The following is a 26,212-nucleotide window of genomic DNA, read 5'->3' as shown; positions in this document are numbered from 1 at the left end:
AAGCGAGGGCAACAGCGCGCCGTATCAAATTTCGAGCCGCCACGCAGAATGTCATGGACCATTGGTTGCTTATTTGGACCATCACCTTGCCATTTCCTTTAAAAAACGCGTTACATGCGGGCAGCATTAACAGCCGGAAGGCCCGACCTTTGAAAACCAGAAGCTTTGCCGTGATCGGCCTTGGAACCTTTGGTAGCACAGTTGCCAGTGAACTTGCCCGCTTTGGCAACCCTGTGCTCGGGATTGATACCGATGAACGGCATGTCACGCGGTTGGCCAATACACTGACCGAAGCGATCATTGCGGATGGCAAGGACGAAGCGGCCCTCAAGGAAGCTGGTGTGGGGAATTACGATGTTGCCATTGTGGCAATCGGTGAAGACCTCGAGGCGAACATCCTGTGCACCATGAATGTCAAACTGCTCGGCCTTGAGACGATCTGGGTCAAAGCCCTGAACCGGACACATCACCGCATCTTGACCAAACTCGGCGCGGATCGGGTGATCCTGCCCGAACAAGAGGTTGGTCAGCATATCGCCCAGATGCTGCACAACCCTCTGGTGCGGGATTATGTCAGCCTTGGCAACGGATACCATGTTGTCGACTTCAAAGTTCCTGCGCGGCTTGACGGCAAGCCCGTGAACGATCCCGCCATCTTCTCAAAATACGATCTGCGACCGCTTGGCGCCATGCGCGAGAACCAGTTCCTCTCTTGCGAAAGCGGTGATCTGAAACTCAAGGAAGGCGACAAACTCCTGTTGCTCGGCAAGCGCGTTGACCTCCGTCACTTCGGGGATGATCTCCGCTACGGGAGCTGATCAATGTCGCGCCCTGTCGCAAAACGGAAGGTCTCGCACCTTCCTCCGCCACTCGTTCTTGTGCTGATCTACGCAGCCTTCATCGCACTCGGCGCGGTGGCGCTGATGCTACCGTTTTCTACCGCCGCTCCGATCACCTGGTCCGATGCGGTGTTCACGGCAACTTCGGCTGTGACTGTCACGGGTCTTGCTGTGCTCGACACCGGAAGCAATTTCACCATCTTCGGTCAAGCCGTGATCGCTTTTCTAATCCAGCTTGGTGGACTTGGCTTGATGACGTTCGCCGTGCTGATCCTGTCCATGCTCGGGATGCCGGTGGGGTTTACCCATCATCTGTATCTGCGTGAAGATCTGAACCAGACTTCTGCGACCGACCTTCTCGAATTGACCAAAATGATCCTCCGTGTCGTCCTGCTCTGTGAATTGATCGGCGCGGCTCTGCTCGCGTTGGTCTTCATTCCTGAGTTCGGCTGGCGTATGGGGATTTGGCACTCACTCTTTCACTCGATCTCTGCCTTCAACAACGCCGGCTTTGCTCTCTTTCCCGACAGTTTGAGCCAATGGGTGGGCAATCCAGTGATCAATATCGTGGTCCCCGTGCTCTTTATCTTCGGAGGTCTCGGCTTCACGGTTGCCACTGATATCTGGCGAACCCGGAAATGGCATCGTTTCGCACTGCATACCAAGCTGATGCTTGTGGGAACCGCATCACTCCTCATCTGGTCCACAACGGCCTTTGCGGTGATGGAATGGAATAATCCTGCCACATTGGGGCAACTCGATTGGGCGCCCCGTCTTTGGGCCAGTTGGTTTCAAGCCGCCTCGACACGCACAGCAGGTTTCAATACGGTTGATATCGGCAGTCTGACCGATGGCACGACCCTCATGTTCATGACGCTGATGGTCATCGGCGCAGGCAGCACCTCGACGGGGGGCGGCATAAAGGTCACGACATTTATCGTACTGCTTCTTGCAACCTATGCTTTTTTCAAACGACACCAGCATCTTGACGTTTTCCGGCGCAGACTGGGCGCCGATCAGGTGATGAAGGTTCTTGCCCTCGCAATGGTGAGTGTCCTGCTGATCCTTTTTGCCCTTTTCGTCATGCTCGTCTTTCATGAGGGCGAATTTCTCGATGTTGCCTTTGAGACCGTCTCGGCATTTGGGACCGTCGGGCTGTCGCGTGGGGTGACCGGTGACCTCGACACAACCGGCCGCATTGTCATCATGTTCATCATGTTTGTTGGACGCGTGGGGCCTCTGACGCTGGGTTTCCTGCTTGCGACGCGCAAACCAAAGCGGATTTCCTATCCGTCTGGTACGGTCTATCTGGGATGAGCGACTTTGGAGACCGTGCCAGAAATCATTTGTACGCGGCAGTCCGGTACTACATTTGGGCCAAACGCACCGCATGTTGAGGAAAATCATCTACGCGCAGCAGCCCCGAGAATCAAAGATCACGAAGCCATTGCCGCGTCCGAAATGGATGTCAGACGACACCTAGTTTGGCACCTCAAGGTGACGCAAGCCATTGTTTTTCACGACTCACAGGATGGCGTTCGATATCAATCCAGCGTTTTTCGACGCTTGGTTTGGCGCTGTCAGAGAATTGAGGCGGAAGGCTACAGCTAGAATGCGCCAGCCACATCCTTTGCCTTTACCAAACTGCGGCCTTCACAGATGACAGTGCCATCGGGGCCACTGCAGCTGGCCCAAAGGTCTACGAGGTGTTTTTCAGGCCGTAGGCGTATGATTTCGACCTTAGCCACAAGCGGCCCGGCAAGCGGTGCGTCAGTTTTGAAACTCAGCTCTTGCTTGAGGTAGTTGGTGCCTGCACCCGGCAGCTCCACACCCAGCAGGTAGGAAAAGAGCGCCGCGATCAGCGGCTCGGGCACATGATCGGAGCTACCAGCGCCGCTCAGCGCGGCATAGGCCGCCAGGTCGTCCTTGCTGTAGCTGCGTGTGATCTGCGCCGTCTGTCCAACCATCAACATGTCACCACCGCCTCCCCCGTAAGGCATTCGGCACCGTCCTGTGCGCGGGTGACCTGCATCCGCAGGTGTCCCGGGGCATCCTCCTTGATGCTCAGGATCAACTCCTCACCCGTGAAGGCCGGGTTCGGGAACATCAGCGTCTGGCTGACCTGGGCCAGTCCCGCGTCATGCCGTTTCAACATCCCACTGAGCTTTGCGTAAAGAAGCATGCCGTGGCTGACCGTGCGTCCGAAGGTGGTTTCGGCGCAGAAAGCCGGGTCGACATGGATCGCGTTGTCATCCCCCGACACGGCGGCGAAGGCGTCGAAATCCGCCTGCGTCGGCGACCACCGCTCTTGCAAATCAATCATTCTCGAGACCCTCATGCAGCTTGGGTTTGCATATCTTGCCCGCCGCCGTGCGCGGAAAATCCGCGACGATCCGCACATGCGCGGGCACCTTGTATCCGGCCAGCCGTTCCCGGCACCAGGGCCGCAGCGTGGTCGGATCGAGGCTCTGGCCGGGCCTCAGCATGACGAAGGCCGCGCCGACCTCCCCCCATTTCTGGTCCGCCACGCCCACGATCGCCACTTCAAGGATGGCAGGGTGTTGGTTCAGCACGCGCTCGACCTCGGCGGGGTAAATATTTTCGCCGCCAGAGATGAACATGTCCTTGATGCGATCAACGATGAAGTAGTAGCCATCCGCATCCCGTCGCGCGACGTCCCCCGTCGCCAGCCAGCCGTCCGAGGTGAAGGTCTTGCGCGTGGCCTCGGGGTTGCCGAAGTAGCCCGGCGTGATGCCCGGCCCGCGCAGCTGCAACTCGCCCACACCCTCGGCCCCGTCGGGGACACCGGCCAAGCGCACCTCCACCAGGCTTTGCGGCTTCCCGACAGAGCCGATTTTCCGATCGGCTTGGACCGGGTCCATCAGGAAGACGGTCGGACCGGTCTCCGTCATGCCCATGCCGTTCAGGACCTTGGCACCCTTCTCCGCGAAAAAGCGGATCAGCGGCTCCGACAGTGGTGCCCCGCCACAGCCGCAACGGATCGACGCCCAGTCCATCGCACCGATATCCGCCATCAGCGAGAGCTCCTGATAGATCGCGGGCACGCCAAAAAACTGGTTGATCTGCCCCGATGCCAGCAGGTGCCGCACCACACCGACCTCGAACTTCGGCAGGATGGTGGAGCTGCCGCCGCTCAGGAAGATCGGCAGCGTATAAAGATTGATGCCGGCGGTGTGGAAGAGCGGCAGGTAGCAGACCGCCCGGTCGGTGGAGGCGATGTTGATGGCCTGCCCGATATTGACCGTATTGACCCAAGCCATGCGCGCGGTCTGGATCACAGATTTCGGCAGCCCTGTGGTGCCGGAGGTGAAGAGCAGATACCAGGGCCGCTCTGACGGGACAGGTGCCGTCAGCGCTGGGCCGCCCACCTCGATCCATCTGGCGAGGTCCTCTTCCAGTGTCAGAACCGATACGCCGAGCGCCTCGGCTGTGTCGCGAGCCGTGGCGACGAAGGCCGCATCAGTCAGCATCAGCGACACGCCCACCGGCGCGAGGGTCTGCGCCAGCTCTCTCACCGGCTGGCGCCAGTTCAGCGGGCAGAGAATGATACCGGTCTTCTGACAGGCGAAGAGCGTGATAAAGAACTCCGCCCGGTTTTGGCAAAGGATGGCAACGCGATCGCCCTCGGCCAAGCCGCGTGCCAAGAACCCGTCGGCAACCGCATTGGCTGCTTCGTTGATCCGGGCAAAGCTCCAGTCGCGGCCCGTCGTGGTGTCGTGAAAGGCAAGGGCTTCGGGTGTCAACTCCGCCCGTTTCGCAGCCATATCCGGAATCAGATCAAACATCGCAATCATCCACTCGGTTGAAGAAACTGTTTCATGCGCGACAGAGTCGCCTGTCGCCCGATCAGGTCGAGAAAGGCCGAGGTTTCCGCATCCAGCCCGGCGCGCAGGGCTGCCCGTCGAGGGGCGTTCCAGAGGATCGCCTTGGTCGCCAGCGCAGAGCCCGTCTCGATCGCGCCCAGCAGGGCCAGCGCCCGGGTCTCGGGCGCCTCATCCACGGCCTGCACCAACCCCAGGCGCAGCAGTTCCTCTACCTCGTGCCGGTGGTTGGCCATCAGCCAGCCCCGCGCCTGTGCGGTGCCAATCAGCTCCGGCAGGACAACAGTCCAGCCACCATCAGGCGCGAAACCCATGGTGCCGTAATAGGGTTGCACAAAGGCGCCGGGTGCCGCCACGGTGAGATCGGAGCCAAAGAGCAGGCCCGCCGAGCCGCCGGTCGCAGCGCCGCACAGGGCGGTCGCGATGACCACGGGCATGGCGATCATGCGGGCAATCAGGTCCTGCAGGACCGGCACCACCGCCCGGGCGTAGTCCTCTGCGCGGCCCTCTTGTACCGCCTCTAAGAACCTGCCCACGTCGCCGCCGGTGGAAAAATTTCGTCCGCCGCAGATCAGCGCCTTCTGCGCGCCGGAGCGTTCCAGCGCATCGAACGCAGCATGCAGCGCCGCCAGCAACCCCGGTTCCAGTGCATTGGCGCGCGGGGCCGTCATGGTGATCCGAAAGCAGGCCTCCCCACCGGGAAGGTCAAGGATTTCGCAGGAAATCAGATCGGTCATGGTGCCAGCCCCTTGCAGATGAAGGCATGCGTCTCCGTCACCACGCGTTCGATATCGACCTCCTCTTCCCAGAGCACGAAACGCTCGCCCAGGGCCTTGGCAATGCCCATCAGCGCCCAGGCGCGCACCTCGGCGTCACCGGCCGAGATCTCGCCCCGGCGCTCGGCCTTCTCCAGTTGCTCGGCGTAGACCTTACCGAAGGCCATGTAGTAGTCGCGGTAAGCGTCGGGATCGACGAAACGGGCCTCCTCGACGATGCGGTATTGCATTGGACGGTCGCGCACGACGGTCAGATAGGCCTCCAGACCGGCGCGCTCCGCTTCCAGCCGGTTGGCCGCACCCGCAATGCGTTCCGCTGCCTGCGACCGGGTGGCGCGCCCCATGTCCTGCACCAGCTCGCGGAACAGCACGTCCTTACCGGAGAAATAGATGTAGAAGGTCCCCAACGCGGTCCCCGCCGCACGGGTGATGTCGGCGATGGAGGCGGCGTTGAACCCTTTTTCCCCGATCACTTGCTCGGCGGCGGCGAGAATCTTGGCGCGCCGCTCGATGCCGCGTTTTGTCTTGGGTCTGGCCCCTGTCTGTCTGGTCATGGGGTGTTGCCCTCCTGCTCTTGGACCATTTGTGCCAGCCCCTCCCGTGCCACGAAGCACCGGAGGGCATCGCTGAAGGCCTCGGGCTCTTCTAGGTGCGGCGAATGGCCGGAGTGGTCAAAGCGTGCGACCCGCGCCTGCCCCGCCTGTGCCGCGATCCAATGCGCCACCTTCTGGCTGTAAAGGCGGCTCCGGGCGCCAGTGCAAACGAGATAAGGGATGTTGATCCCGGCCATCGTTCGGCGCTCGTCCATGGCGGTCAAATCGTCCCAGAGCGCGCGCAGGCGTTCGGGGTCCTGCGCCAGAAGCAGGTCCCGGATCGTCTCGCGGCTGACCGTCGGCTCGCTGTCGCGCGCGTACATGTTGCAGGCAATGCGCTCGGCCATGACGGACCAGCGCGGCACGATCTTCTCGGAGGTCGTCAGGATCGCCGCGGAGCTCTGGCCGATCAGCCCCAGATCCCAGTTCGCGTCCGGCAGCATGCGTGGGCTCATGTCGATGGTGACCAGCCCGCGCACCCCACCGGTGCCGTACCGGGACAGGTGGCGCCAGGCGACCGCTGCCCCCATGGACCAGCCGACCAGGAGCGGCTGATCGAGCCGCTCGATCCACTGCCGGGCTACCGCCGCACAATTGTCGAGGCTGGGCTCTGCCGCGGCCCGGCTGCCATGGCCCGGCAGGTCGGGCGCATGGCAATCGAAGTCCGTGCCCAGCCGCCCGGCAATGTCCTCAAAGAGCGCACCGTTCATGGCCCAGCCATGCAGGAAGAGAACCGGAACCGTCACGATGCACGGCGCTCGCGCAGCCGGCCCACGATGCCCGTAGGGAAGAAATAGACGCTGAGAATGAACAGCACTCCCAGCCACATCAACCAGCGGTCCGGATTCAGCAAATCAGGCACCAGTGGCAGGGCCGAGGTGGCCTCAGAGGCACTTCCCATCAGATTCTGCAGATAGGTCTGCGCTAGGATGAACAGCGTCGCCCCGATCACCGCACCGTACATGGTGCCCATCCCGCCGATCACCACCATCAACAGGATGTCCAGCATGATCTCGAAGCTCAGCGTGGTGTCCGGCCCGACATAGCGCAGCCAGATCGCAAAGAGGCTCCCGGCCAGGGCAGCAACCGCTGCCGAGAGGCAGGTGGCCATGGTGCGATACCAGATCACCCGGTACCCGATGGCCTCGGCGCGGAAGTCGTTCTCGCGGATCGCCTGCAGCACCCGCCCGAAAGGTGAGTTCACGATGCGCAGCAGCAGTAGGAACAGGATCAGCGCAGCGGTGAACACCAGATAGTAGTTCAGAATTTTGCCGCTGATCTGCGTGCCCATGAATTCGCCCATCCGGTTGGCCGAGGTCAGGGCGCGCGGAATTTTGTAGGTCAGCCCGTCCTCGCCACCGGTCAGACCGGAGAACTGCGAGACCAGCACCGCCAGAGCCGAGGCCACAGCCAAGGTGATCATCGCGAAAAAGATCGCCCGCACCCGCAGGCTGAAGAGCCCGATCAGCAGCGCCAGGATGATCGCAGCCACGGTGCCGGACACGGAGCCAACCAGCAGCGCATCAAAGCCGCGCCCCATATGCGACGACGCCAGTGCCACCCCGTAGGCGCCGAGACCGAAGAACATGGTATGGGCAAAGCTGACGATGCCGCCATAGCCCAACAACAGATCGTAGCTCGCCGCCAGAACGATGAAGATGCAGATCCGCGCCGCCGTGTCCAGCGCGCGCACGCCGTCAAAAAGGAAGGGCGCGCCAGCCAGACAGACCAGGGTCACCAGAAGCAGCAGGGTCAGGAGGACAGAGCGCGGCTGATCCCCGGAAAGAAGTTTAACGATCATCTCATTTTGCCTTCACGACAGGCAGCATGCCTTGCGGCCGCCACATCAGGATTGTGGTCATCAGCGCGATGTTCGACACCAGCGCCAGTTTCGGTTCCAGAAAGGCAACGTAGTTCTGGAGCAGCCCCACCAGCAGCGCGCCGATGAAGGCCCCCTCGACAGAGCCCAGCCCACCGATGATTGCCACGATGAAGACCAGAACCATCATCTCCTCGCCCATCCCGGCGGTGATCACCTCCTGGTAGAGCCCCCACATCACGCCACCCAGACCCGCCAGGGCCGAGCCTGCGATGAACACGCCGACGAAGACAATGCGCAGGCGGTACCCCAGCGCCTCAACCATGGGGCCGTTCTCGACCCCGGCGCGGACAATCAGGCCGATCTTGGTGCGGCGGAGAACCATGCGCATCGCGATGAAGAGCACAAGGCCGATCCCCACCGCCAGCAGGCGGTATTTCTCCATCGCCGCCCCGGCGAAAGTCACCGCTCCTTTCAGCATTTCCGGACGGTTGATGAAGATCTCATCCGGCCCCCAGATCACATAGATCAGCTGCTCAATGACGATCAGCCCGCCGACCGTCACCAGAATCTGCTTGAGATGGGCACCGTAGACCGGCTTCACGATGACCCTCTCGAAGCCCCAGCCGAGAGCACCAGTCACGGCCATGGCCGCCACCACGGCCAGCAGGATCGCCGCCATGTTCAGCAGGAGAGAGGCGGCACCGGTCCAGTCGCCCAAGGCGATCAGCACAGACACGCCGACGAAAGCACCGACAGAGATGAAGGCGCCATGGCCAAAGTTGATCACGTCCATGAGGCCGAAGACCAGCGTCAGGCCGGAGGCCATGATGAAGATCATCATGCCCATTGCCAGGCCGGACACCGTCAACGTCAGCCAGGACGAGGGCGCACCGATGGCAACGAAGCCGAGCACGATCAGGATCGGAACAAGTATGACCGGCATGGCCTTGCCCAGCCGGTCGGTGAGGCTGAGATTGGCGAAGGTCGGCTTGTGGTCAGGGGCAAGGGTCATGTCAGTGCGTCTCCATGCTCAAACCCATCAGGCGCTCCTGCAGGTCCTTGTTTGCGGCAAGTTCTGCCATTTCGCCGGTCCAGATCACCCGACCGTCGTCCATGACCGCGGCACTGTCGCCCAAGGCACGGGCGACCGAGAAATTCTGTTCCACCAACAGGATGGAGGCACCCTGCGCCTTCAGCTCCCGCAGCGCCTGGGCCATGGTCGAGACGATGGCGGGAGCAAGTCCCTTGGTCGGCTCGTCGATCAGGTAGAGCTTGCGCTCTTCTACCATGGCACGCGCGATGGACAGCATCTGCTTCTGGCCGCCGGAGAGGTTGCCCGCCTCGCTGTGCCAGAAGGTGCCTAGGGCCGGAAAGGCGCTCAACAGCCAGTCCTTGCGCGCGGGGTCGAGCGGCCCTGTGGTGCAGCCCAGCACCATGTTCTCCTCAACCGTCAGGTCGCGGAAAATGCCCATGTCCTCCGGCACGAAACCGATTCCAGCGCGGGCGCGCGCCGAGACGGGCAGCCGGGTTATGTCCTGACCATCATAGAGGATCTGGCCGGACTTGGCGCTCCACTGCCCCATAATCGATTTCAGCGTCGTGGTCTTGCCCACGCCGTTGCGCCCCAGCAGCATGGTCACCTGGCCGCGCGGCACCTCGAGGTCAACGCCCTGGAGGATGTGATATTGCGCGATGTCGGTGTGCAACCCGCGCAGTGAAAGGATCGGCTCAGACATGGTCCAGCTCCTTGCCCAGATAGGCCTCCTGCACCACGGCGGAGGCCATGACCTCGGCAGGCGGTCCATCGGCGGCCAGCGCCCCGTTGTGCAGGACGATGATGCGGTCGGCGAGGCTGCGGATCACGTCGAGCTTGTGCTCGACCAGCAATACCGTGCGCGCGCGGTCCGCCTTGATTTCCGCGATGAGGTCAAGGATCACCGGCGCCTCGTCCACGCTCATCCCGGCGGTCGGTTCGTCGAACATGTAGACCATCGGGTCGAGGCCGATCAGCAGGGCAACCTCCAGCTTACGCTGGTCCCCGTGTGACAGCTCCGAGACAAGCTGGCCCTTTTGGATGTCCAGCCGTACCCGCTCCAGGATCGCCATAGCGGCAACGGTCAGCTCCTGGTGGCTATCGGCCATAGAGAACAGGCCGAACCCCTTGTGCTGCTTGGACTGGATGACCAGGCGCACGTTCTCCAGCACGCTCAGACTGGGAAACAGGTTGGTCAATTGGAAGGCACGGCCAAGCCCGCGGCGACAACGGTCCGCCACGCCAAGCCGGGTGATGTCCTCGCCCAGCAGTTTCACGCGCCCCGAACTGGCGGGGATCTGCCCCGAGATCAGGTTGAAATAGGTGGTCTTGCCCGCGCCGTTCGGGCCAACGATGGCGGTCAACTCGCCCGCGCGGAAGCTGGACGACACCGCGTCGACAGCCACATGGCCACCGAAACGCACGGTCAGTGCATCGGTCTCAAGAAGTGTCTGGGTCATGGGTCTCTTTTCCTTGTACCCCGAGCCGCCGCATCGGCCGCCCGGGGTGGCACAAGTGAAGGGCACGCGTCGCGTGTTACTGGTTGCGGACCGGGATATTCATTTCATCCATACCGATCTCACGCACGAGAACCGGCACACCATAGTCCTTGCCGTCCTGGATCTCGGTCCGGAAGTGATACATGGACTGCATCGCCTGGTGGTCCTCGACGCGGAACTGCATCGGGCCCTTCGGCGTCTCCCAGGTCATCCCCTCCATGGCCTCGATCAGCGCATCGGTATCCTCGGCACCACCGGCCCGCTTGATCGCTTCAACGATCGCCAACCCCGCCGCCATACCACCGGCGGTGAAGAAGTCCGGCGGGCTGTCGAAGCGCTCGAAATGGGTCTTCACCAGCCATTCGTTGATCGGGTTCTGCGGAATCTCGTAGTAGTAGTAGGTTGCGCCCTCCATGCCTGGGATTTCCTTGTGGGCTTTCAGCGCCGCAAGGATGTTACCGCCGCTGGCGATCTCAATGCCAAATCGCTCAGGCTCCATGGCATTGATCTTGCCCATGGGATTGCCGCCCCCGGCCCAGATGATGAAGAGCTTCCTCTCCCCTTCCAAGTCGGCCATGTTGGTGAAGATACGCTCCGCCGCCGCAGTGAAATCCGTGGTATCGGTGGGCACGTATTCCTCGTGGGCGATGGTGGCGCCGGTCTCTTCCAGCGCCTCGCGGAAGGCCGCGACCCCGTCACGACCGAAGGCATAATCCTGCGCCAGCGTCGCCACGACCACCCCCTCGCCACCTAGAGCGACCGCGTTGGAAATCGCGTCCTGCGAGGAGTTGCGACCGGTACGGAAGATATAGGGATTCCAGTTCTCGCCGGTGATCGAATCCGCCACCGCGGGCTCGACGATCAGCACACGCTCGTATTCTTCGGCCACCGGCAGCATGGCCAACGCCACGCCCGAGCTGACCGGACCCACGGCGATATGTGCATCGTCGTCGCCATAGGCCTCTTCGAGCAGCGCGCGCCCGATATCCGGCTTCAGCTGGGTGTCCTTCTCGATCAAGACGATCTTCTCGCCGTTGATCTCCATGGTGCCGTTGGTGGCATATTCCAGCCCCAACATCAGACCATTGTGCGACTGGGCGGCATAGGCCTCCAGCGAACCGGTTTTGCCATAGACATGGGCAATCCGGATTTCGGCAAAGGCTGTCGATGACATCAACACACCAGTAGCCGTCAACGCAAACAAGCGCAGCATTAGGGTCTCCTCCCTGATTTCTCCTCTAACTAATATGAAACATGAATCATGATTCATGTCAATCTCGCACCTCCAGCAGGTAAAGACCGTGTGCTGTGTTGCTCATGTGACCGACCGTATTTGAAGCATCGGCCTGTGAAACCGCACAAAGCTCTGTGATGTCGACGGGCCGAACATCAACCCGACATTCACGCTGTTTCGTGAGCCGCGCCAATTGTTATGAACGTGGCCGAAGAATTGTAGGGATTGGGGGGGTGCGTGGTTCCAAGTGATCATCGGGTATCCCGAAGCCGAGTCCCGCCTGAGCGATGTCGCACTCAACTGGATGGTGGAAGACCTGATAGAATGTGTGCCGTCAATCCAGATCAACGAAAACGTCCTGAGCCGCGCATCTGACCCTCTGGGTTTGCAAGACTGCGAGGATGCGAAGAGGCATTGTCAAAAACGCCAAACCTACTGTCGTTTTTCAATTGATGTCGAACAACACATGGTTTGGCACTTGGATGCTATGCAAGCCATTGTTTATTGCAATTCATAGTTCCGGGGACGACAATAAATCGGCGATTTTCGACACTTAGTTTGGCGTCTGTCGGAAGGACTGAAGCAGGATTTTTATGAGTGTTCAGTGATCTCCGCCGAACATGAAAAAACCGTCGCCCACAAGGCGACGGCGCAAACGGCGACGTAAATTCAGAGAGTTATGAGGGGGTGGGCTCGGGCATCCGGCCTGGATCGAACAACCTCTCCGGCTGCGGTGTCCGCGGGTAAAGTTTGCTGAGGCGGCAATCCAAATCCAATGGAAATATGCCTACTTTTTCCAACTTGCGGGCAACATGCATCGCTTGCGTATGTCCGTCCGCTGCCATCATGCCAAGCGTGGCATAACTGTTGAGAAATTCCTCTAGCGCCTCGCGGCTGATTAGGGTGACTGGACGCCGATATCGGTGATGCTTCACCGTTTTCGCTGGCAGCCAACCTTGACGAATGAGCCACGCGACCGTCGAGGAGTTGATGCGTAGCAAGCGCTTGGCTTCGACACGTGTAATCCCTGATGGAGCCGGAACTTCAAGCTGATCCCGCAGATCATCCAGACTCACGAACAGGCCATCCAGCTTTGGAATTGCGTCCAGCCTGCTCAGCGTGGCAAGCTTGCCATCACAAGCCAAGCGCATCACCGTTTCGAAACGACATTTCGCATGGCCTCCGATGCTGATTAGGCTGGCGTATCCCGAAGGCAGATGATCCATAAACGCGGCTTGACCAACCAGCGGCTCGACCAGCAGTTTCAGGTCATCCGGATGGTAGATCGGATTGAGCCTGGGAAGATCAAACCGAAGACCAATCAAACCCACGCTGACCAAGCGGTTCAGCATTTCTCCCCGGATCCCTAGGTAGCCCGCAGATCGTTTCGGCGACAAACAGGAGGCATAGTTCGCGATCTGGGCATCATGCACCTCAGCCGAAAACTCTATGCATTCTGCCTGATCCGTTGTGCCCAGTCCCAAACCTACGGCAATGCGGCACATCCTTGAATAATTCAGCCATGCGCCGATGCAGCAGACGCGAGATTGTGTACGCGTCGCTCGGGACATGTTCGACCGAAGAGAACGTCCCCCTTGCCGTATGGGTAATTTTGGAACGCAAATTCCCTGAGTTGGTCGATGAAACTGGCGAACCGTGGGGAACCATGATCCATCCGTTCTATCCGCCTTGCCAAAGCGCCAAAATCGGCTTGGAAACCGGGTGTCGGACTGCTGGACGCAGCCTTGATTCTCCCAAACGACGCCGTAAGAGCATCCGGCCCACCAGCGATTGCCTGGTACCCAGCCTCTGCAGCGCGCGCCAGTTCGGCGCGGCTCAGTTTCGACGGATACATCGGCGCGTCGAGTCGATCTGCAGGGGTCTGCCGATCGCGCCGTCGATATATTATCACCGATCGGCGTGCCAAGCCGATCCTGCCAAAGCTTCGGCCCGGCATCAACGGGATACGGAGCTGCGCCCCGAGATCAAGCGTGTCTGGGAGCCGCCCATTGATGCCGACATCCCCGATCCGGGTGAAAAGCTGATAGGTGAACTCGAACACAGCCCCATCCGGCGATTGCACCCGTAGAACTTCGCTCTCGCTTGTTGGGGCAGCGTCGCTGCGTTCTGCGTAGACGGCCAGAACATCGTCCAGAGGATCGCCCGGTTGCAGGCCGAGGATTTCGTATGGGTACGGACGCGGCTCTGGAGTGAGCGTTTCGGTCAAGAAAACGAATTGCGTCATGCTGGCTCATCCGCTCCGAGTTGACGGTCCAGTGCTTGCCGCACCAATCCCACGACATATGGCAGGTCGTCGTGGTCCGTCAGCTTGACCTCGATATTTCCGTTGCGCAAAGCGTTCTGTGTTTACTGGGCCGAGCAAGGTAAGACTGTGCACCAAATCGCAGCTATGGCGGGTCATGTGACATTGACTGAGGTAGAGCGCTATACTCGCGCTGCCGACCGAGAGCAGATTGTCAGACTCATCATACAGGGCGCGTAATCTGGGACACACGAACCCAAAAAATGGGACCCAAATTCGCAACCAACTGAATAAAAATGAAAAAATCAATGAACGTGGAAAAATGGCGACCCCGGCAGGATTCGAACCTGCAACCTGCCCCTTAGGAGGGAGTTATCCATCTTTGATTTCCTTCTTTGTTTTCCGTTTCTTAGCTGGTTTTGGCTTTGTCGTCTGTACCGGAGTTGTACGAAAACGCGCCCTGATGGCGGCTTCGTCGGTCTCCGCATGAGCATAGATACGCATCGGCAGATTGGGGTCCGACCACCGCCCCGCTTTGGCCGCTGTCACAGGGTCAACGCCCTGCCGGACCACCAGTTCTGTGAAGAAACCATGCCTCCCGGCGGGATGCGCCGAAAGATATGGGATGACCGCACGCTTGCAGATCGTCTTCCAGCGGTTGTTATAGCCGGTCGGGCTGCCGTAACCGAAAACACGGGGCGACAGGAGCTGCCCAGTTTTCAGGTTCTTGGGCCGCTTCGGCTGCAAGGCCTCAAGCTCAGCCATCATTTCGGGTGAAACTGCAATCCAGCTCTCCTCGTGGCCTTTCTGGGCCTTGATGCGAACCTCACAGGTTTCGCGTCTCAGATCGTCCGGCTCAATGGAAATCGCCTGGTCAATGCGCGCCGCCGTCTCGAACATGAAGCGCACCATAGCGGCGTTGTAAGGATCAGCCTCCGCACAAAACGCCTCGATCCATTCGCGCGTTGCCGGAATGCGCTCTACCCGACTGGTTTTCTGCCTCCGCTGATCCTGGGCAATACGCTCGAACTTGTCATACCGTTTGACCCGCAGGAGTGGCGTTCCCTTGAATTCGTGCGCGTTGTTGATGACAGCACGCGCCGGAGTTACGATTTCGCGCCACCATGTATCTGTGCAGGCCTTCGGTTTCAGTTTGGGGCCGAGACTTTTCAATAGCGCACCAGTGATTTCGCCAAGCGGTAGGTCCCCAATCTCTTCAAGGATCGGCAGTAGTTGTCGGGCCGTCTGCTGGGTTGGTGGATAGATTTCAACGGCATCGGCGAACCGTAGAGTGCGCTCCTCTCCAAATACATATTGGCGGACCTGAAGGTCGGTCTCATCCCTTATCCAGTCCCTTGCGCCAGCTTCAGTAGTCGCTCGCGTGCTTTTGCGATATGGACCGGCGATCGGTCGACCGTTGTATTCGACCCAGCCCTTGACCCAGTAGACCGAGCCACGTTTGTAAATTTCGAGCGGCATTTTTGGCTCTCCGTCAGAATTTTATCCATTTGTGATGGCGTGATGATCATCGCGTTGCCGAGCTTAAAGCGCGCCTCCAAGCGGTTCGCATGTTCTCGTAGCGTCCGCTCGGCGATTTCGATCCCTCTGGACGAGAGGACTTCAACCCATTGCGCAGGTGTCATTCCGCTATCAAGAATCTCGGAGCCACAGGACGGCAACTGATGACGCGTCATCTTGTGTCACCTAAAATTGGCGCTTGCCGGTCTCTGCGGCAGAGCCGGAGGACTGAAAGAGCTTTTCCATTTGCTCGGAGGTCAGAAGCATCAGTCTTCCGATCTGGTGAAACTCACCAATTTCGCGTGCTCTCGTCCGGATCAGTCTTGGGGAGACATGCACGCCATGACTTTTGAGAGATTTGCTCCAAGCCTCCGGGGTTTGACCTTCAGATAGAAAATTCGACATCTTTTCCTCGTACACTTACAAGTTTCTGCAAACATTCCACGGCTTTGGGGTGATGTCTATAAGTTCTTGCAAAGATGAAAAATGTCGGTAATTTCGTTCCGACTCACTCAGGAGAAGTTATGTCCAAACTCGGAATTTTGCCCCCAGACACAAGAACACCAGAAGATTTGCTCCGGGGTGAGCGCGACGAGAATGAGCGTATTGCTGGGGAGGCGATGCAAGATCGATTCGCGCCGGAAGGCGCGATACATGACAACCTGCGCAACTATCGAGTTCGGTTAGGCTTCACAAAGCAGCAGATGGCTGAAATTCTAGAAGTGACCCCACGAACCTACTATGCCTATGAAGAGGGTCACAGAGCAGTGCCCACGCCGGCCATTGCTCACCTGGCTATCCTGACCGGGGGCGATCTGAACGAGATCATCTTAGGCCGCCCCGCACCACGCAGCGGTAGGGCTGCACAAGTGGCGATTGATGAAGCTATAGTAGTTTTAAGATTTCTGGCCGTGAAATACCCCGACATGTCTATGGAAGACCGTTACAAGGTCGCCCGGCTTCACGCGCTTGAAGATCTCGACGGCCTTCCTCGGATGCATCCAGACATTATCCGAGACTTTGTGAAAATCGTGACCCGCTACAAGTTACACCCCGAGGACCTCCCCGCGCCGCCGTTTCACGAAGACTACGGAGATGACCAAGAAGGATGGGAACGTGACATGGCTGAGTGGCAACGGATCGTGGATGAGGATTTTCCAACCGGCGAAAAGAACGAGTAGCTTTTTCGGCTGGCATCAGCCCCCCGCCGCCACTTGTCCCATCATGCAACGCGCTGCGCGTCACGCAATGCGCGCCCAAAAAGATACGATGTGACCTTATTTCTGATCTCGGGATCAGTGAGGATAATATCGCGCATTTCAGCGTCATTCTGGAACATCCGGATCATCCCCTGAAACACAGCCTGATCATAAGCTGACCGAACAACATCTGGAGGATTGTTCCGCAACATCTCGCGCATGTTTTCGTCAACGATTTCAGGATTTACGGCCTCAATTCTCGCCATCTGGGCCTCGGTGAACTGTGTTCCATGCCGATCATTGAAGGACTTGATTATCTCTGAAAGTTCTTTCTTTTCATCTTCGGTGTAGGGTTTTGCTCCAAACTCACTAATCGCCGCCAGCGGTTGCGTGTCACCGGGGGAGAGCGATGCGCTGCCTTGCTCTTTTTTGTCAACTTTGAATGCTTGCAACCTCAGCATTTCCTCGGTGATCTCAATCTCCGGTGGAAGCTCCCGGTTAGGCAACAAGCGCGAGAGCCAGCCGCCATAGGACGCCAGTTTTTCAAGGCTGGTGTCTTCCAGAGAGATGATCTGCGCAATGAAGGCGTAAAAGCGGTTGAAACTCTTCAATAACTGTCGAAATTCTTCTTGCCGCCCTTCGTCCTCATCTGTCTCGAAGCGGGCAACAGCCTGTCGGACAAGCCCCTCAAGGCGCGGTCGGTCTGCGGTGCTAAGTGCGCCCTTAAAATAAGTCTGCGAAAACCGTTCGATCTCATCCCTGTCGAGATATCCAAACTTAAACAATCGCCCCTCCAGGTCGTGGACTTGGTTGGGGTCCGACATCGCCTCGACGGTGGTCGCCTCATAAAAGGGGCGGAACGCAGTCTGAATGTCCTCGATGGTGTTCTGAAAATCGAGGATGAAAGTGCGCTCTTTCTCCGCCCGTGTCCGGTTCAAGCGAGAGAGGGTCTGCACGGCCTGTAAACCGGAAAGCTTCCGATCAACATACATGGCGCAGAGCTTTGGTTGGTCGAAGCCGGTTTGGTATTTTTCGGCCACGATCAGGATTTGGTACGTATCGGGATAAGGCGTCCCGTCAGGCTTGAAGCCGTCGAAGCGGCCAGGAAGTTCAGTCTCCGCGAAACCATTCAGGTCAGCCTCGGTTGCAGGTTCGCCGTTCACGTCCATATCACCGGAGAATGCAACAAGCGCTTTCAGGTCAGCATAGCCCTGCGACTTGATGTATGTCTGCACCCCAAAGAAATATTTGAGCGCGTGCTCGCGGCTTTGTGTGACGATCATCGCTTTGGCTTGCCCGTCCAGCTCCCGCATGACGTGACGGCGAAAATGCTCGACGATGATCTCGACCTTCTGTCCGATGGCGGTCGGATGCAGACTGGCATAGCGTGCGACCTTGCGCTGCCCTTTGCGCCCGCTCAGCTCCGGGTCATCCTCGATAGCCTTTTCGAGCTGATAATAAGCCTTGTAGGTCATGTAATTCTGAAGCACGTCTAGGATGAATTTCTCCTCGATAGCCTGCCTCATGGAATAGAGGTGAAACGGATGGGGCAAACCATCCTCACCTGTCACACCGAACCGCTCCAAGGTGACATTTCGCGGCGTTGCAGTGAACGCGAAGAAACTGATGTTGGCCTGCGGGCCGCGCGCCTTTTGGTACTCGGCAATCAGATCCTCGATGTCATCACTTGAGCTGGCGTCGCGTGTCAGGGCGTCAGTCATCGCCTGAGCGCTCTTGCCCGATTGGCTGGAATGCGCCTCGTCCACGATCACTGCGAAGGTCCGGTTTCCTTGCCCCGACAGTTCTTTCAGGTGGTCGGTCGAGAACTTCTGGATTGTCGTGACAATGATCCGTGCACCCTTGGCGATGGCGTCCTTTAGCTGGCGGGATGTGCCGTCGATCTTCTTGACGACGCCGGTGGTCTGCTCGAACTGCGTGACCGTTCCTTGGAGCTGTCTGTCGAGCACAACACGGTCGGTCACGATGATCGCCGTGTTGAAAACCTGCTTGTCGGTTTCGTCATGCAGGTTGATCGCATGATGCGCCAGCCAGCCGATAGTGTTGGACTTCCCGGAGCCTGCCGAGTGCTGGATCAGGTAGTTGGAGCCGGTGCCGTGGTCTTTGGCGTGCGCCATGATCTTGCGCACGGCGTCAAGCTGCTGGAAGCGCGGGAAGATCATCACCTCGTCTTTGCCGCTCACTTCCAGGTGCATGAACTGCCCAATGACATCAAGGAGCACAGAGCGAGAAAAGATCGCCTCCCCCCATTCGCCAGACTTGTAGAGGTAGGCGATGCGGTGTTCGTCCTCGACATCGGCGTTGCCCGAACCACCATCGCGACCGCGATTGAACGGCAGGAAACGGGTTTTGCCGTTCATCAGCCGTGTGGTCATCGAGGCGTTGTCTTCGTCGAGCGCGAAATGAACAAGCGCCCCACGCTTGAAGGTCAGAAGCGGCTCGCCCGCTGGTTTGCGGTCATCCCGATATTGCTTCTCGGCGTTGCGGAAGGTCGATCCCGTCAAAAGGTTCTTCGCCTCGATGGTGACAACGGGCAAACCGTTCACGAAGAGCACCACGTCAAGGCGACCACCGTGCTTCTGGCTGTATTCAACCTCATCCATAACTGACAGGATGTTGGCCTGATATTCGGCAACACGCTTGGGTTCCAAGGCGCTTGCAGATCGGAAATAGCAAAGGCTGAGCGCGATGCCCGGAACGATCTTGATCCCCTTGCGCAGTACATCGAGCAACCCGCGATCCTTCAGCGCCTTGTCGAGTTGCTTGAAGAGCACGTCTTCGGCGGAAGCGGTGTAGTGCTGCGTGAGTTTTTCCCACGCCTCAGGCTGCGTGCTCTGGATGAAGCGCAGGACAAGCGCCCGATCCATTGCCAGGGCGCGGTCATAATCGACCTTCGGGTCGCGGCGTTCGTAACCCTCTCTCCTCACAAGCTCTGCGATGAGATGATCCTGAAGGACTTTTTCCTTGTGTATGCTGTGCGCGGAAATCGTCATGACGCGACCCTCCCCTGCTGCGCACCCATGAAGGCGGTCAGGTGGTCGCGTAGGGCGCACATCGCCTCGTGAAAGAAACGCACATCAGTACCGAGATAATCCTTTGCCTTGGTTCCGACGCCGCCAAATCGAAGGGCGGTTGAATCAGGATCAACAGCGTTTAGCTCTTGCAAACGCTTCTTCGCCCAATCGTCCAGCCCAGAAATCTGGTTCATGAGCTTGTGAAGGCTATGCGTATCCTTGAGGTCTTTTGCCAGCTTCTCGTAATTTTCACATGTGATACTGCCGAAGCGGCGCAGTGCATCATCAAGAATGATCTGCTTCAGCTTCACCTCGAAGGCGTGACGAAACAGATAGATGATCGGAAACTGCGCGACAAAGTCCTCGATGTCGTTTTTGTAAACCTGCTCGATCAGCGCCTGACCACATCGAAAGTAATTATCTGAAATATCTCCCAAATTATGCTCCTCCAAAATATCCATATCCCCGAAAGAAAAGCACTTCGGGAAGCTCCACTCATCAAATCTCTGAAATTCTGTATCGGGCACCCAGAACAAGGCGTGACGGCGCGGGTCTCTCATGGTCATGGCATGGCCTCGGCTGCTTCAAATTGTTCAGCCGCTTCTTGCAGATCACCCTCCTGCTCATATGCTGCCATTGTCGCGCAAAACAGGTTGGCAAGTGCACAGCCAAGGCGCTGCATGTCAGCACGTCGCAATCGAAGGCGATTCCCAGCTACTGGAACGATCTGACCTGTCAGAAATCCATTCTCGTTCAATGGCCTGATCTGACGACCGTCACCATGAGCAACGGCGTTGCGAATGCTGGTGAAAAAATCGAATGCCGTCATCTCTGGTAAATTCTGAACCAACCAAGGTGCGTCACTGATCCGCGCCGCCTGTAAGGCAATGCCTACTTCTCGCGCCTGCTCATCATCGGGGCCATTCTGATTGGCCGGTGTGCGCGCCCGCTGAACAACCCAACAAACGATAGTGGTGAAAAGCGCATAAGACTCCGTCGCCTTGTAGTCTTCCCTTGTGCTCGTCAGCATTTCGGCAAGACGGCGAACAGTTTCATACTCGGCAGCGTGTTGCTGTATCTGTCCCATTAGCTCGCCCCTCCCGTCATCGGTGCCCAAATCTGCTTCAGGGGTAGCTTGGCGCGGGTCTCGTCGGAGAGCTCGCCATAGGTTCGGAAAAGCGCCTTCAATAGGTCGGGCATCTGCCATAGGCGGAGCTTGAAGAAGTTGCTGTCGAGCTCCTTCTGGGCAACGGCGTTCACACCGCCGATGCTGACCAGAAGCCCCGTCTGCGCCTGCGTGTTCGATACCGAACCGATCAGGCGCAGCACCACGTCATGGTTGGCCGCGCCGTCGCCGGATTTCACCTGCACGCAGATGCGATCTTCGCCAAGGCCAAGCGTGCCGCCTGCCGCCAGAATATCGACACCGCCATCGGCACCAGGCGGGGAAACCTTGGTGGTGTAGCCCTCAACCCGCATGATCTCGGCCACAAGATCAGCAAGGGCATGACCTGCAAACTCGGACTTGATCAGCGAGATGATCTGCTGGTGCGCAATGTCTTCGATGTCGGTCTGGTAGTCTTCGGCTTCGGTCTCATCTTCGTCTGTCCCGTTCACCGGCAAGGGCTTCGATGCCTGTCCCTGCTTGCCCAGGAGCGCTCCGGGATCGGTGCCGATCTCAAGGACGGCATGCACACGCTCAAGCGCCGAGTTGCGCTTGATCTGGCAGATGGTCATGAACGCCCCGAAGGAGTGCCGCAGGTCTTGCTTGAAGGTGTCGCGGGGCAGCGACTCTTCCTTCCATTCAACGGTGCGGGAGTGTTTGAAGTCGCTTTCGCCGTCGAACTGGTAGCCGCCCGTCACGATCCCGATGGCCACGCCGTTCGTGACCTTGCGCGGCATCACCACGACATCGCCAATCTCGATCCGGTTCACGAACTGGTTGAGCTGGGCGGCGAAATTGCGCAGGCGGTTCTTGCCTTGATCGGGCATCACTTCTTGGAGCTGTGCCAGCACCGCATCCCGATCAGCACAAGCGCTCAGATCGCCGACTTCGAGAAAACCGGGAAACAGTTTGCTCTGGTCGATAGCTGCAAGCTCCCGCTCTCCATGTGCCCCTGCTCTGACAATCCAAAGTCTGGTCATGCCTGCATCGCCTCCTCGATCTCATCAAGGCGGCGGTCGGTCTGCCCCTGCTTGCCCCAGGCCGTCGCGTTAATCTGGCCGGTGACAGCGGCTGTGATCAATGCCGCTCGCGCCTCAGTCAGAAGGCTGAGTGAATGCTCGGTTTTTTTCTTAAGCTGGCGTTCGAAAGCGAGCGCGCGATCAACGGTTTCCTGAAGCTCGCGGGACGGGATCGGAATTTTTTCCTTCCCAAGCCTCCATGTGTTGAGTGGGCGGTTGCGGCCTGCTGATCCTCGCGAACTTTCGTTAAGAAGAAAGTCGCCAAAGCCGCTTCTGAGCAAGCCAAGAAGATAGGCTGTGTTGATGCCATCCCGGCCTTTGAAAACAGGGTACCTATGCGAAACGACGCAGCCGTCCTCATCTTCAGTCGCCAAGGCAACGGCACCTTCCCAAGCAAACTGCCCACTCAAAATCAGATCCCCATCTCGCACGAAGTGGAAGCTGGAATCCCCCATACCTTCCTCGTCAGCCGCAGGCTTTTTGAAAATCCCGCGTCCGCGATTGAACAATCCTAATCTGATGAGTTCGTCATGTTCTGACAATACAACTGGTCTTTGCACTCTGCGCACAACGTTTTCAAATCGTATTCTAGGAACCGAAGAGTTAGAGAATACCTCATCGACGAGCGCGTCAATGCGCTGAGCTGTAAGGCTTATGAACAGGTTCTTTTTCTCGATGAGTTGATCGATGCGAGCGACTTCGTAGTCAAGAAAATCCGCAATGGAACGCTGCTCAGAAAGTGAAGGGTATGGAAGCCGCATTGTTAAAAAGTCGTTAGGATACAGCCTGAGACGGGAAGACCATACGCCTTTTGAGCGACGATTAACTTCTGCAACGAACGGAGCTGAGCGAAATACATAATCGTAAAATCTGGGGTCTTTGGAATCACCGATAGGGCGATAGATTCCGTATGAGGGGCTGATAACGCCATATTCTTGGCTTACTCCCAATGCCCCCATCCATGCCCACATTGTGTTTACGACCGCATCGTCCGGATGGACTTTTTTATATCCTTCGAGCGTTTCCGCTAGAAACATTCCCACATTCTTTTCGGATCGCTTTGTGATCCCTGTTAAGTGAGACGCAGAAAGAAGTTCTTCTTCACCAGTTTCACTAAGTTCTTTTCTCTCTTGATACAGAACCTTTGCCCGCAAAACCTTCCAGGTCGTGGGTAGCAAGCCAATCGACGATTTATTTCCTAGCCGATCTACGGTTTTCACGCCGCCACCTCCTTCAGAAGCCCTGCGATTTCTGCTTCAAGCGCCCTAAAATCTGATTGCCCAGTGACCATCTTCATACCCTCCACGCCCCTCTAGTTCGCCAGTCCGCCGGAAAGCCCATGCTGGCAGGATCAGCGCGCGGGCAGCCGTCGATCAGCGCGACAAGGCGCTTCTTCCATTCATTATCCGGCGCGATCAGGGCCAAAAGGTAGTCGAGCATCACCAGCGTGTTGTGCAGATAGCGCGGGTCGGCATCCCGCATGGCGACGGGCAGCTTGGCGGGAAATCTCGGTGTGGTCATCGTCACAGTGAAACGCTTGTTCCAAAGTCTGCCATGATGAGCGCAGATATTGCGCACCGTGCTAATATGGTGCGCGAACGACGTGACCACTGCTTCATCCAAGGCAAACGGGTCAGCAATTGCTTTTCTATCGGCGCGTGTTTTCAAGTTGCTGTAGAATTTCGACAATAGCCCGAACGACATAAGCTCAGCCGCCATCCAGACCGGCGGCAGCTTGGGCGAGGCGTATTTGTCACGGTAGTGGATTGCGAAAGTGTCTTCGGAGCGATTGAATTCTTTCTCCAACGCAGTGACGTCTTTTGCGTGATGTCGAATTATTGAGTAGTGAACCTGATCGAGATAGCCGTGGGGGCCATGGTTCATCGCCATGTGATGCGCCCACTGCGCGCGCAAGGCCACCTCGACCCGCTCGATGGCGTCCAGAACAAGCAGCCGCAATTCGCGGTCAAAGATGTAGAGCGTCAGCACATCCTCGAATGCGGTCCCGTCACGGAAGGCGTGATCACCATTGTTCGCAGCGGGCACCTCGAAGGGCAGCCAGTAGGCCCTGAGCCGGTAGTAGGAGATGAACCCGAGATAGTGCTGTGCAAGGGCATCATCGCCGACAATCATGCCACGGCGCTTGAGAAGCTCGATCTGATCCGGGACAGAAACGGCGGGCTTTTCGAACTTCATGCGGCACCTCCATGCCGCGAAAGCGATACCCTGAAAACAAGTAACCCGCCGGGGTGCGCAGTGCGAAACCGAGGTTCCGTCCGAGGCGTGGCGGGTCTTGTTGTGACGATAGATAGGGCAGGATTCCTACCAAAGCAATAAGAAACCGACCGGTCCGCGCCAAAAATCATGCCGCCACCTCCTTCAGGAGTCCAGCGATCTCGGCTTCCAACGCCTTCAGCTCCGCGTCGATCTCTTCAAGCGGGCGGGGCGGCACGTACTGATAGAAATAACGATTGAAGTTGATCTCATAGCCAACGCGCCCGACCTGCTTGTCGCGGGCGTCCGTATGGCTCTGATCGACCCAGGCATCAGGCACGAAGGGCAGAACCTCGCGCTTCATGTAGTCGCGCCAGTCCTCAGCCAAAGGCACGAGTTCGTGGTCGCGCAGGTCGGTGTCTGGTTCAGGCTTGCCGTTCTTGTCGGTGCAAATATCGGCTTCGTCATCCCGCTCTGAAAGCGCGGTCATGATGGCCTTTTTGACAGGTGCACCGATCTTTAAATCGGTGCTTTTCAGCGCCTTGGTCAACGCTTTTTCGAAAGTGTCCCGATTGATGAAGAGCTGATCGCCGATGGTAAGAAGCGCGGCCTCGATGGCCGCCCGATCAGCCTCATCCTGCCGCGCGTAGGGCTTCTGATCGGCCAAGCGGGCTAGCCGCTCGGCGCTTACCTGGAAATTCAGCTTGAGTGGGCGCTCGACGCGGATTTCGCGGTAGCCGAAGTCGGCAGTGTCGAAGATGCGGGACACCTCGCCTTCCCCGCTCTCGCCGTTGAGGAAGCCCGCATAAATGCGCACGATCTCGGCGCGGGCCTCTTCGGTTATTTCCCGGCGCTTGCTGCCCAACGACTTGCGCATGGATTTCCAGAAGCGTTCGCCGCTGGCGTCGATGAGCTGCACCTTGCCCTGTCGTTTGGCGGGCTTGCGGTTGGTGAGGAGCCAGACATAGGTCTGGATGCCTGTGTTATAGAACAGGTCTGTAGGCAGCGCGATGATGGCCTCAACCCAATCGTTCTCAAGCATCCAGCGGCGAATTTCACTCTCACCGGAACCCGCGCCACCAGTGAATAGCGGTGAACCATTCATGACGATCCCGATGCGTGAGCCGATTTCGTCGTCGCGCATCTTGGAAATCATGTGCTGAAGGAACAGAAGTTGACCATCAGAGATGCGGGGGGTGCCTGCGCCAAAGCGCCCTTCCATCCCGAGGTTTTCTGCCTCAGATTTGATGGGATCTTGGTACTTTTTCCAGTCCACACCGTACGGGGGGTTAGAGAGCATGTAGTGAAAACGCTTGCCCGCATGGGCGTCTTGGGTGAGTGTGTTGCCGAAGGCGATCTGCTCGGGATCGTGCCCCGTGACCAGCATGTCAGATTTGCAGATGCCGAATGACTCGCCGTTCAGCTCCTGGCCATAGAGTTCAACGCGGATGGCGTCGTTAAAATCCTTCAAGGCTTCTTCGGTCAGCGCCAGCATCCCGCCCGTACCACACGCTGGATCATATACCTGACGGATGATGCCGCGCCCGGTGAGCTTTTCATCGTCGTTTGCGATGAGCAGTTCAACGATGAGCCGGATCACCTCGCGCGGTGTGAAGTGTTCCCCGGCGGTTTCGTTTGAGATTTCTGAGAACCGGCGGATCAGCTCTTCGAAGAGGTAACCCATCTCAAGGTTCGAGATGGTGTCGGGGTGCAGGTCAATCTCTGCAAATCTTTCGAAGACGTTCCAGAGGATGCCGCCATCTTTCAGACGCTTGAGTTGGTCGGTGAATAGGAACTTATCAAGGAAGATGTCGCGCACGTTCCCCGAGAAATTGGTGATGTAGTCCACCAGGTTGTCGTGGAGTTGACGGGGGTCTTGTCCGCGCAACGTGTCAAAGGTGAAGCGGGATAGGTTGTAGACCCTCACATTGCCGCCGACCGCGCCAAACAGCATCATGTCGCGGGTAGCCTCATCTACCCCATCTGGCAGGGATTCTGCCGTGTCTAAAACATAGGTTTTCGTCAGCTCCAGGATGCAATCAAGGCGGCGTAATACCACAAAGGGCAGGATTACTTTGCCGTATTCAGACTGTTTGAAATCACCACGCAGAATCTCGGCGATGGACCAGACGAAGCCACCTAGGTTTTGAATGTCCGCCGCCAT

Annotated in this window: 23 protein-coding genes and 1 pseudogene; 4 read left to right on the top strand and 20 right to left on the bottom strand. The window is 58.3% G+C overall.

Features of this window, described 5'->3' with window-relative positions; genetic code table 11:
* The first annotated feature begins 53 nt into the window (after positions 1 to 53).
* Both C8029_RS18785 and C8029_RS18780 read left to right on the top strand, forming a co-directional pair.
* On the top strand, positions 54 to 818 hold the full coding sequence (locus tag C8029_RS18785; protein ID WP_152003500.1) for a potassium channel family protein: 765 nt from the start codon (positions 54 to 56) through the stop codon (positions 816 to 818).
* A gap of 3 nt (positions 819 to 821) precedes the next feature.
* Positions 822 to 2,156 (top strand): TrkH family potassium uptake protein, encoded by a 1,335-nt coding sequence (locus C8029_RS18780; RefSeq protein ID WP_009570506.1) that lies wholly within the window; start codon positions 822 to 824, stop codon positions 2,154 to 2,156.
* A gap of 290 nt (positions 2,157 to 2,446) precedes the next feature.
* On the opposite strand, the gene C8029_RS18775 is transcribed toward C8029_RS18780, so the two are convergent.
* The 12 genes from C8029_RS18775 to C8029_RS18710 form a co-directional block, all read right to left on the bottom strand.
* Complete coding sequence (locus C8029_RS18775) at positions 2,447 to 2,839, bottom strand: hotdog family protein (RefSeq protein WP_226946397.1); 393 nt, start codon at positions 2,837 to 2,839, stop codon at positions 2,447 to 2,449.
* Positions 2,806 to 3,162 (bottom strand): MaoC family dehydratase, encoded by a 357-nt coding sequence (locus tag C8029_RS18770; RefSeq protein ID WP_152003499.1) that lies wholly within the window; start codon positions 3,160 to 3,162, stop codon positions 2,806 to 2,808. Before C8029_RS18770 ends, C8029_RS18775 begins: the two co-directional genes overlap by 34 nt.
* On the bottom strand, positions 3,155 to 4,645 hold the full coding sequence (locus tag C8029_RS18765) for an AMP-binding protein (RefSeq protein WP_009570503.1): 1,491 nt from the start codon (positions 4,643 to 4,645) through the stop codon (positions 3,155 to 3,157). Before C8029_RS18765 ends, C8029_RS18770 begins: the two co-directional genes overlap by 8 nt.
* 5 nt (positions 4,646 to 4,650) lie before the next feature.
* The gene (locus C8029_RS18760; RefSeq protein WP_009570502.1) at positions 4,651 to 5,418 is read right to left on the bottom strand and encodes an enoyl-CoA hydratase/isomerase family protein; all 768 of its coding nucleotides are present in this window, start codon (positions 5,416 to 5,418) and stop codon (positions 4,651 to 4,653) included.
* On the bottom strand, positions 5,415 to 6,011 hold the full coding sequence (locus C8029_RS18755) for a TetR/AcrR family transcriptional regulator (RefSeq protein WP_009570501.1): 597 nt from the start codon (positions 6,009 to 6,011) through the stop codon (positions 5,415 to 5,417). The genes C8029_RS18760 and C8029_RS18755 overlap by 4 nt, the downstream gene beginning before the upstream one ends.
* Complete coding sequence (locus C8029_RS18750; protein WP_226946396.1) at positions 6,008 to 6,796, bottom strand: alpha/beta fold hydrolase; 789 nt, start codon at positions 6,794 to 6,796, stop codon at positions 6,008 to 6,010. Before C8029_RS18750 ends, C8029_RS18755 begins: the two co-directional genes overlap by 4 nt.
* Entirely contained in the window at positions 6,793 to 7,851 is a 1,059-nt protein-coding gene (locus tag C8029_RS18745; protein ID WP_009570499.1) for a branched-chain amino acid ABC transporter permease, read from the bottom strand. Before C8029_RS18745 ends, C8029_RS18750 begins: the two co-directional genes overlap by 4 nt.
* A gap of 1 nt (position 7,852) precedes the next feature.
* Entirely contained in the window at positions 7,853 to 8,884 is a 1,032-nt protein-coding gene (locus tag C8029_RS18740) for a branched-chain amino acid ABC transporter permease (RefSeq protein WP_009570498.1), read from the bottom strand.
* Between the two features lies 1 nt (position 8,885).
* On the bottom strand, positions 8,886 to 9,608 hold the full coding sequence (locus C8029_RS18735) for an ABC transporter ATP-binding protein (RefSeq protein WP_009570497.1): 723 nt from the start codon (positions 9,606 to 9,608) through the stop codon (positions 8,886 to 8,888).
* A complete protein-coding gene (locus C8029_RS18730; RefSeq protein ID WP_009570496.1) occupies positions 9,601 to 10,365 on the bottom strand; it encodes an ABC transporter ATP-binding protein in 765 nt (254 codons plus the stop codon). Before C8029_RS18730 ends, C8029_RS18735 begins: the two co-directional genes overlap by 8 nt.
* 76 nt (positions 10,366 to 10,441) lie before the next feature.
* Positions 10,442 to 11,617 carry a substrate-binding domain-containing protein gene (locus tag C8029_RS18725; RefSeq protein ID WP_152003497.1) on the bottom strand — a complete coding sequence of 392 codons (1,176 nt, stop codon included), beginning with the start codon at positions 11,615 to 11,617 and terminating at the stop codon, positions 10,442 to 10,444.
* 698 nt (positions 11,618 to 12,315) lie between these two features.
* On the bottom strand, positions 12,316 to 12,990 hold the full coding sequence (locus C8029_RS18710; protein WP_152003496.1) for a helix-turn-helix domain-containing protein: 675 nt from the start codon (positions 12,988 to 12,990) through the stop codon (positions 12,316 to 12,318).
* A gap of 503 nt (positions 12,991 to 13,493) precedes the next feature.
* Here C8029_RS18710 and C8029_RS18705 point away from each other — a divergent pair.
* Positions 13,494 to 13,640 (top strand): annotated as a pseudogene (locus C8029_RS18705) (IS3 family transposase); the annotation flags it as partial.
* 633 nt (positions 13,641 to 14,273) lie between these two features.
* Here the strand turns inward: C8029_RS18705 and C8029_RS18700 are convergent.
* Entirely contained in the window at positions 14,274 to 15,380 is a 1,107-nt protein-coding gene (locus tag C8029_RS18700) for a tyrosine-type recombinase/integrase (RefSeq protein ID WP_152003495.1), read from the bottom strand.
* Positions 15,381 to 15,943: 563 nt separating this feature from the next.
* Here C8029_RS18700 and C8029_RS18695 point away from each other — a divergent pair.
* Positions 15,944 to 16,600, top strand: a complete 657-nt coding sequence (locus tag C8029_RS18695; RefSeq protein ID WP_193217691.1) for a helix-turn-helix transcriptional regulator — start codon at positions 15,944 to 15,946, stop codon at positions 16,598 to 16,600.
* Between the two features lie 41 nt (positions 16,601 to 16,641).
* Here the strand turns inward: C8029_RS18695 and C8029_RS18690 are convergent, their stop codons facing one another.
* From C8029_RS18690 to C8029_RS18660, 7 genes are all read right to left on the bottom strand, one after another.
* Positions 16,642 to 19,629, bottom strand: a complete 2,988-nt coding sequence (locus tag C8029_RS18690) for a type I restriction endonuclease subunit R (protein WP_152003493.1) — start codon at positions 19,627 to 19,629, stop codon at positions 16,642 to 16,644.
* The gene (locus C8029_RS18685; RefSeq protein WP_152003492.1) at positions 19,626 to 20,216 is read right to left on the bottom strand and encodes a hypothetical protein; all 591 of its coding nucleotides are present in this window, start codon (positions 20,214 to 20,216) and stop codon (positions 19,626 to 19,628) included. The genes C8029_RS18690 and C8029_RS18685 overlap by 4 nt, the downstream gene beginning before the upstream one ends.
* Positions 20,213 to 20,737, bottom strand: coding sequence for a hypothetical protein (locus C8029_RS18680; RefSeq protein WP_152003491.1), 525 nt, complete (start codon positions 20,735 to 20,737; stop codon positions 20,213 to 20,215). Before C8029_RS18680 ends, C8029_RS18685 begins: the two co-directional genes overlap by 4 nt.
* Positions 20,737 to 21,795 carry a restriction endonuclease gene (locus C8029_RS18675; RefSeq protein WP_152003490.1) on the bottom strand — a complete coding sequence of 353 codons (1,059 nt, stop codon included), beginning with the start codon at positions 21,793 to 21,795 and terminating at the stop codon, positions 20,737 to 20,739. The genes C8029_RS18680 and C8029_RS18675 overlap by 1 nt, the downstream gene beginning before the upstream one ends.
* On the bottom strand, positions 21,792 to 23,054 hold the full coding sequence (locus C8029_RS18670; RefSeq protein WP_226946395.1) for a restriction endonuclease subunit S: 1,263 nt from the start codon (positions 23,052 to 23,054) through the stop codon (positions 21,792 to 21,794). The genes C8029_RS18675 and C8029_RS18670 overlap by 4 nt, the downstream gene beginning before the upstream one ends.
* A 73-nt stretch (positions 23,055 to 23,127) precedes the next feature.
* On the bottom strand, positions 23,128 to 24,030 hold the full coding sequence (locus C8029_RS18665; RefSeq protein ID WP_152003489.1) for an Abi family protein: 903 nt from the start codon (positions 24,028 to 24,030) through the stop codon (positions 23,128 to 23,130).
* 166 nt (positions 24,031 to 24,196) lie between these two features.
* Positions 24,197 to 26,212 (bottom strand): type I restriction-modification system subunit M, encoded by a 2,016-nt coding sequence (locus C8029_RS18660; protein ID WP_152003488.1) that lies wholly within the window; start codon positions 26,210 to 26,212, stop codon positions 24,197 to 24,199.

It is taken from the genome of Roseobacter sp. TSBP12, from assembly GCF_009129705.1.
GTDB classification, from domain to species: Bacteria; Pseudomonadota; Alphaproteobacteria; order Rhodobacterales; family Rhodobacteraceae; genus Celeribacter; species Celeribacter baekdonensis_A.
Note: the sequence above shows the minus strand (reverse complement) of the source record. Positions and strands in the feature narration are given on the sequence as shown.